The organism is Phytobacter sp. V69, from assembly GCF_965644215.1.
Classification (GTDB): Bacteria; Pseudomonadota; Gammaproteobacteria; order Enterobacterales; family Enterobacteriaceae; genus Phytobacter.
Map to the genome: position 1 here is coordinate 1 of NZ_CBFFRL010000278.1, position 4788 is coordinate 4788.

At 48.1% G+C, this 4788-nt stretch carries 6 protein-coding genes and 2 pseudogenes; 4 read left to right on the forward strand and 4 right to left on the reverse strand.

Going from position 1 to position 4788, the window contains the following annotated elements; translation table 11 throughout:
- The first annotated feature begins 263 nt into the window (after positions 1-263).
- Both ACSZPU_RS23430 and ACSZPU_RS23435 read left to right on the forward strand, forming a co-directional pair.
- Positions 264-830, forward strand: coding sequence for a recombinase family protein (locus tag ACSZPU_RS23430; protein ID WP_499003817.1), 567 nt, complete (start codon positions 264-266; stop codon positions 828-830).
- 60 nt (positions 831-890) lie between these two features.
- Positions 891-1322 (forward strand): DUF4354 family protein, encoded by a 432-nt coding sequence (locus tag ACSZPU_RS23435; RefSeq protein ID WP_437891260.1) that lies wholly within the window; start codon positions 891-893, stop codon positions 1320-1322.
- 233 nt (positions 1323-1555) lie between these two features.
- Here ACSZPU_RS23435 and ACSZPU_RS23440 read toward each other — a convergent pair whose 3' ends face one another.
- From ACSZPU_RS23440 to ACSZPU_RS23450, 3 genes are all read right to left on the reverse strand, one after another.
- Positions 1556-1978: a YidB family protein gene (locus ACSZPU_RS23440; protein WP_499003826.1), complete on the reverse strand. Its 423-nt coding sequence runs from the start codon at positions 1976-1978 to the stop codon at positions 1556-1558.
- 10 nt (positions 1979-1988) lie between these two features.
- Complete coding sequence (lysM, locus tag ACSZPU_RS23445) at positions 1989-2444, reverse strand: peptidoglycan-binding protein LysM (RefSeq protein WP_499003821.1); 456 nt, start codon at positions 2442-2444, stop codon at positions 1989-1991.
- A 203-nt stretch (positions 2445-2647) separates the two neighbouring features.
- Entirely contained in the window at positions 2648-3004 is a 357-nt protein-coding gene (locus ACSZPU_RS23450; RefSeq protein WP_437891257.1) for a KPN_00521 family repetitive protein, read from the reverse strand.
- Positions 3005-3391: 387 nt separating this feature from the next.
- On the opposite strand from ACSZPU_RS23450, the pseudogene ACSZPU_RS23455 reads away from it, so the two are divergent.
- Positions 3392-3691, forward strand: a pseudogene (locus tag ACSZPU_RS23455) (helix-turn-helix domain-containing protein); the annotation flags it as partial.
- Between the two features lie 30 nt (positions 3692-3721).
- Here ACSZPU_RS23455 and ACSZPU_RS23460 read toward each other — a convergent pair.
- Positions 3722-3898, reverse strand: a pseudogene (locus tag ACSZPU_RS23460) (transposase); the annotation flags it as partial.
- A 699-nt stretch (positions 3899-4597) separates the two neighbouring features.
- Between ACSZPU_RS23460 and ACSZPU_RS23465 the strand changes: the two are divergent.
- The coding region (locus ACSZPU_RS23465; protein WP_499003824.1) for a hypothetical protein at positions 4598-4788 on the forward strand (191 nt) is incomplete at its 3' end.

Genomic DNA, 4788 nt, shown 5'->3' on the forward strand with positions numbered 1-4788 from the left:
ATAAAACGGTATGCCGATCATGAATACCATCGGAACCGCGAAGCGGTGACGCTCGCCCTGTAAGGGCGCTAATGTTCGAGTGCTCCCGGTTTTTTCTGAAGAGTGGTCGGGCTGCCGCGATAACTGTCAATTTTTCATCGACTCACCGCGATGCAAAAACGTTCGTTTGTGCAATCCCTCCCCTGTCAGCATAACGATGCGGCCTTGTGAGTTGCAAAAATATATTGCAAAATAACAACAAATGGCAACAGGATATCGCAATCATGCTCATCGGTTATGCGCGGGTCTCGACACAGGAACAGGATACTCAGGCCCAGATAGCAGCACTAAAGTCAGCCGGGTGTGAACTGATATTCGAGGAAAAAGCATCCGGCGGAAGATGGGATCGACCCGAGTTACAGCGACTTTTGCAGCAGCTACGAAAAGGTGATCAGGTCATTGTATGGAAACTGGACCGACTTTCCCGCTCGCTGAAGGATTTACTGGTGACGCTGGAGAAGATTGAAGACACGGGGGCTGATTTCTGCAGCATTACCGAAAATATTGATACATCCACTCCGGCAGGAAGAATGATGATGCAGATCGTCGGCTCCTTTGCTGAATTTGAACGTGCCATGCTTCGTGAGCGGACAAGGAACGGACTTGCTGCAGCCCGGCAGGATGGTCGGATTGGTGGACGGAGGCCCAAACTGACGCCACAGCAGCAAAAAGAGATTGTCTCGCTTGTCTCATCGGGTCAGAAAACGGGCGCTGATGCCGCCCGCCTGTTCCGTGTTCATCCTTCCACCGTGGTGCGTCTTCTCGCCAGACACCGGATCAATGAGGCCTGATTTAATGCCAGACACGGATGCTTATTTTTTCACAAATGGAACCCAAGATTGAGGTTAGTTATGACATTTAAAAAGGCGGTGGCCTCAGCCCTGCTGCTAGGCACGCTCTCCACATTCGCCCCCGTGAGTTACGGACAAAATTCAACAGATATGGATAAAGACGTGCTCACTCATCTTTTGATAAGTGAAACCAGTGAGCAAGGGACTATGATAAACAATGGAAAGCCGATGTACATGAAACGGTTTAACCTCTCAATCATCAATACCGGCACAAAAAACATCGATTTGGCCAAAGGCTGCTTTTATGCAACTGATGAAGGCAACAGGGTTAGAATTAAACCTAAAATTTTTCAGCCGGCCTTACGCTCAACCATCAAACCCGGAAGTGAAGGTGATGCAGTTGAGGGGTATATAGAATTCCTCTCTTCCGACAAAAGTATCTATCAGGCTGAATTCGTCAAGTGGACGTCTGACTGTGATTTCATGAAGTAAAAAACTGTTATACGTCGCCACATCCTGTTACATAGCCAGCCGTGTCGGCTGGGGTATTTGTAGCAGCCGACACAGGCGTGAACCAGATCACGTCCCAGAATAGAGTCAATGTGGGGCGGGGGCCGCGCCACCGGTTTCCAGACCATTTCCGGTTAGCTGCACTGCAGGCCAGCTAACCGGGATGGCACTTCAGGCCCCGACTTTTTTAGGAGCAATGCTTTAACGGCAGGCCTTTAACCAAATAATTTACCTTTCAGCAGATTAAGCCCTGCGGAAACCAGATCACCCTGAGCCGCCGTTTCGCCCTGTGGCGAGAGACCATCGACGATTTTTGGCAGGTATTCAGAAATCAGTGCCGTGGCAGTCTGCAAATCGATGCCCAGTTTCGCCCCGAGCTCCTGAAGTGCAGGCGAACCGAATACCGAGGTGAGCTGCTCGCTGCTCACCGGCATGTTACTCTGCTGGCTAATCCATGATTCGACGATTTCACCTAAGCCACCATTGTGGAATTTTTCCATAATGCCCTGAATCCCGCCCTGCTGCTCAATCCAGGTCATGATCGTCTGAAGCTGTTCAGCTTTACCTGGCTGCCCGTCAGACATGCTGCCAATTATATCTAATAATCCCATTACAGACTCCTTAAAAATATTGCTGATACACCCGGATTCACTGCTTATCTGCAGGAATAATCAGCACCTGCCCCGGATAGATTTTATCGGGATGAGTCAGCATCGGTTTATTGGCTTCAAAAATACGCTGATAGTCACTGGCTGTGCCATACATTGCTTTCGCAATGGCGCTCAGGGTGTCACCGGATTTCACCGCGTAATAGCGGCTTTCTGCTCCGCTCTGCGTGACAGTAACGCTGTCATTGACCTGCCCGACCCCTGCCACGTTACCTACGGCCACCAGAATTTTTTCCTTATCTTCCTGTGAGCCAACATCGCCTGTTACCGTCGCGCTACCATCTTCCGCCACAGCAATACTGACGTTTTCAGCTCCGGGAAGGTTAAGACTACCAATATGTTTTTTCAGCTTTTCAGCCTGATCTTCTTTACTTCCGCCAGAAACGGCATCCAGAATTTTCTCGCCCGCCTCTTTCACAAAGCTTAATAATCCCATTTTTCATTACCTCTGTTATTGTTCATGATGAATAACTTAATCATGAACCGGTAAAAATAGCGTATAAATGCCAGGTATCTGAGGAAGCGGCAATTTCCGACGTCTGAGCAGTTGCATCTGTAATGTCGCAAAATACACACCAGCCTGCTGCAGGCAAAATCATCCGCCAGTATCGGCCGGCGGCTTCCGGGCAGTAAATTATGTTATCCGGTTACTTTCTTTTTAAGTGATTCAGCCCCTTCCTTGGTTTTGTTCCATCCCTTCTCAGCCCCTTCTTTGGTTGCATCCCAGCCTTTTTCGGTGCCCTCTTTGGTTTTATGCCAGGCTTTCTGGGTACCTTCGCTGATTTTGCTGCCGGTGCTGTTGCTTTCTCCTTCCGCAGCATGTTTTGCTTTCAGTTTCAGCTCTTCACCTTCATTCTGCGCCTGATGCAGTTTCTCCTTTGCGGTGTTCGCGCTCTCGTTTGCTGTGGCGACCGTTTCGTCAGTAGCATGGGTGGTAGTGGCGAGCACTGGAGTGACCAGCAGAAATGCAGAGAATGCGATGGCTGTCTTTTTCATACAAAATCCTCGTTAAGGTTATAAGTCCTGACTTCACAGACAAGCGTGGCATGTAAATTAAAAAATGCTTTAAGAATTCGCCTTAAATACAGTCATCAATGACCGATATCGGGAGTTATGCTGGGGTTTGAAGGTAAGGGTCTGAAGGACAACGGAAAGAAAACGTACGTCATTGAAGTAACTATCTGATATATTTAAATATATCAGGCAAAAAGAAAAAACCTTAAAACGGTGTATTTTTAATCGAAAAATGGCATTTATCGGACGCTATTGTCCGCGAATTCAGATAATAAGTGCAACGCTCGGTCATGATTGTGGAGAGTGTGGGAAGAAGGGTTAACTACCGATAAGTTATCCCGTTCTTCCTACCACAGATGAGCGAGCAACATGAAGTATCGGCAGTTAACCGAAGGCATACGATACCAGATTGCCCTGTTGTTTGGTGATGATATTAGCCTCACGGAGCTCAGCAAGCGTGTTGGCGTCAGTAAGTCCACTGTATCCCGGGAGGTCAGGCGCAACGGGACTGCTGGCGGTTATTCAGCAGAAGAGGCTCAGCGGTTGAGTGATGACCGGCGACGGCGGGCGGCGAAGCGCGTTATCAGCCCTGAGACGGCATTTTACGTTGAGAGAGGGTTATGCTGGAAGTGGAGCACGGAGCAGATCAGCGCTATCTGTAAGCGCATTGGCAGCGGCTCTGCCGCCGTTAATGCGACAGAGCCCTTTCAGGCGGGTCATCATGGAGACATCCATCCCGCCAAAGCGCGAGCGCCACTTATAGAAACTGGCATTGCTCATACCATGCTCGCGGCACAGTTGAGCCACCGACGTTCCGGCCTCGGCTTGGTTCAGGATGGCCATGATCTGGTTGTCGGTAAAACGTGATTTTTTCATAGAAATCTCCCCGATTCAGATGACGAGAAAATTCTACTTATGAACACGCCGGTTTTTCGGGGGGATTACCGCTTAGCGTTGCACTTCGAACTTAAATCCGTCAATCAATTATTTCACTAAGCATTGCAATAGTGTGAATATACGGTCGGTGAATATAAAATATTCATTTAAAACAGATAACTAACCTCTCTTTTTTTCAACATATTCATACAGTGCATAAGTTATGCTATCTACGTTATAGACAGCGATTATTTCCGTAAGTTAGTTTCATCTGCATTACTGAATAGTTGCACCAGATACCGCTACACCTGCCATTTACAGATAGATGACATGTTGCGTATGGGCAATACATTTCAAGCTCGATGCAGAACGGTCAGACAGACCAAACAGCCCTGATTCCTTTCCCTGCATGGACTGTCCGGGTTTCCGCCAGCCTTCAGTGGTTTTTGCAGAGCTAAGGCAGGCGGCTTAGGCTGCGTCCCTTAACCTCCCTGCATACCAAAAGATTCAGTAGGAATCTTTTCCGGAATGTGATTTCTGGTTGAGTATTGAGATATTCCGGACGTTCTTTATAGCTTAAGAGAATTTTTTGCACTGCCATACCAATGCTGAACTGTACAAAAAATAGTTACGGGACACAGCCTGGCGTTGCAGTTCGAACTTGAATCCGCGGACTTATAACCTGGGGAGTAAAAACCTGTGGCAAGAAACCATTTTTTTCGTATTTCCGGTGCGGCGATATTAACCATGCTGGCGCTACCTGCTTTATCCACCGCGTATGCAGCCAACGTTAAAATCGTTATCAACCAGTCGCCGTGGCTCGATGGTTTCAAAAAAACGGTCGAAAAATACAATCATGATACCGGAAATAACGTCAGCATCGATGCGGT

What these genes read in the sequence shown, in the direction of transcription:
- ACSZPU_RS23430 (WP_499003817.1), top strand. Translation starts at nt 264, where the DNA reads ATGCTCATCGGTTATGCGCGGGTCTCGACACAGGAACAGGATACTCAG.
- ACSZPU_RS23435 (WP_437891260.1), top strand. Translation starts at nt 891, where the DNA reads ATGACATTTAAAAAGGCGGTGGCCTCAGCCCTGCTGCTAGGCACGCTC.
- lysM (WP_499003821.1), bottom strand. Translation starts at nt 2,444, where the DNA reads ATGGGATTATTAAGCTTTGTGAAAGAGGCGGGCGAGAAAATTCTGGAT.
- ACSZPU_RS23450 (WP_437891257.1), bottom strand. Translation starts at nt 3,004, where the DNA reads ATGAAAAAGACAGCCATCGCATTCTCTGCATTTCTGCTGGTCACTCCA.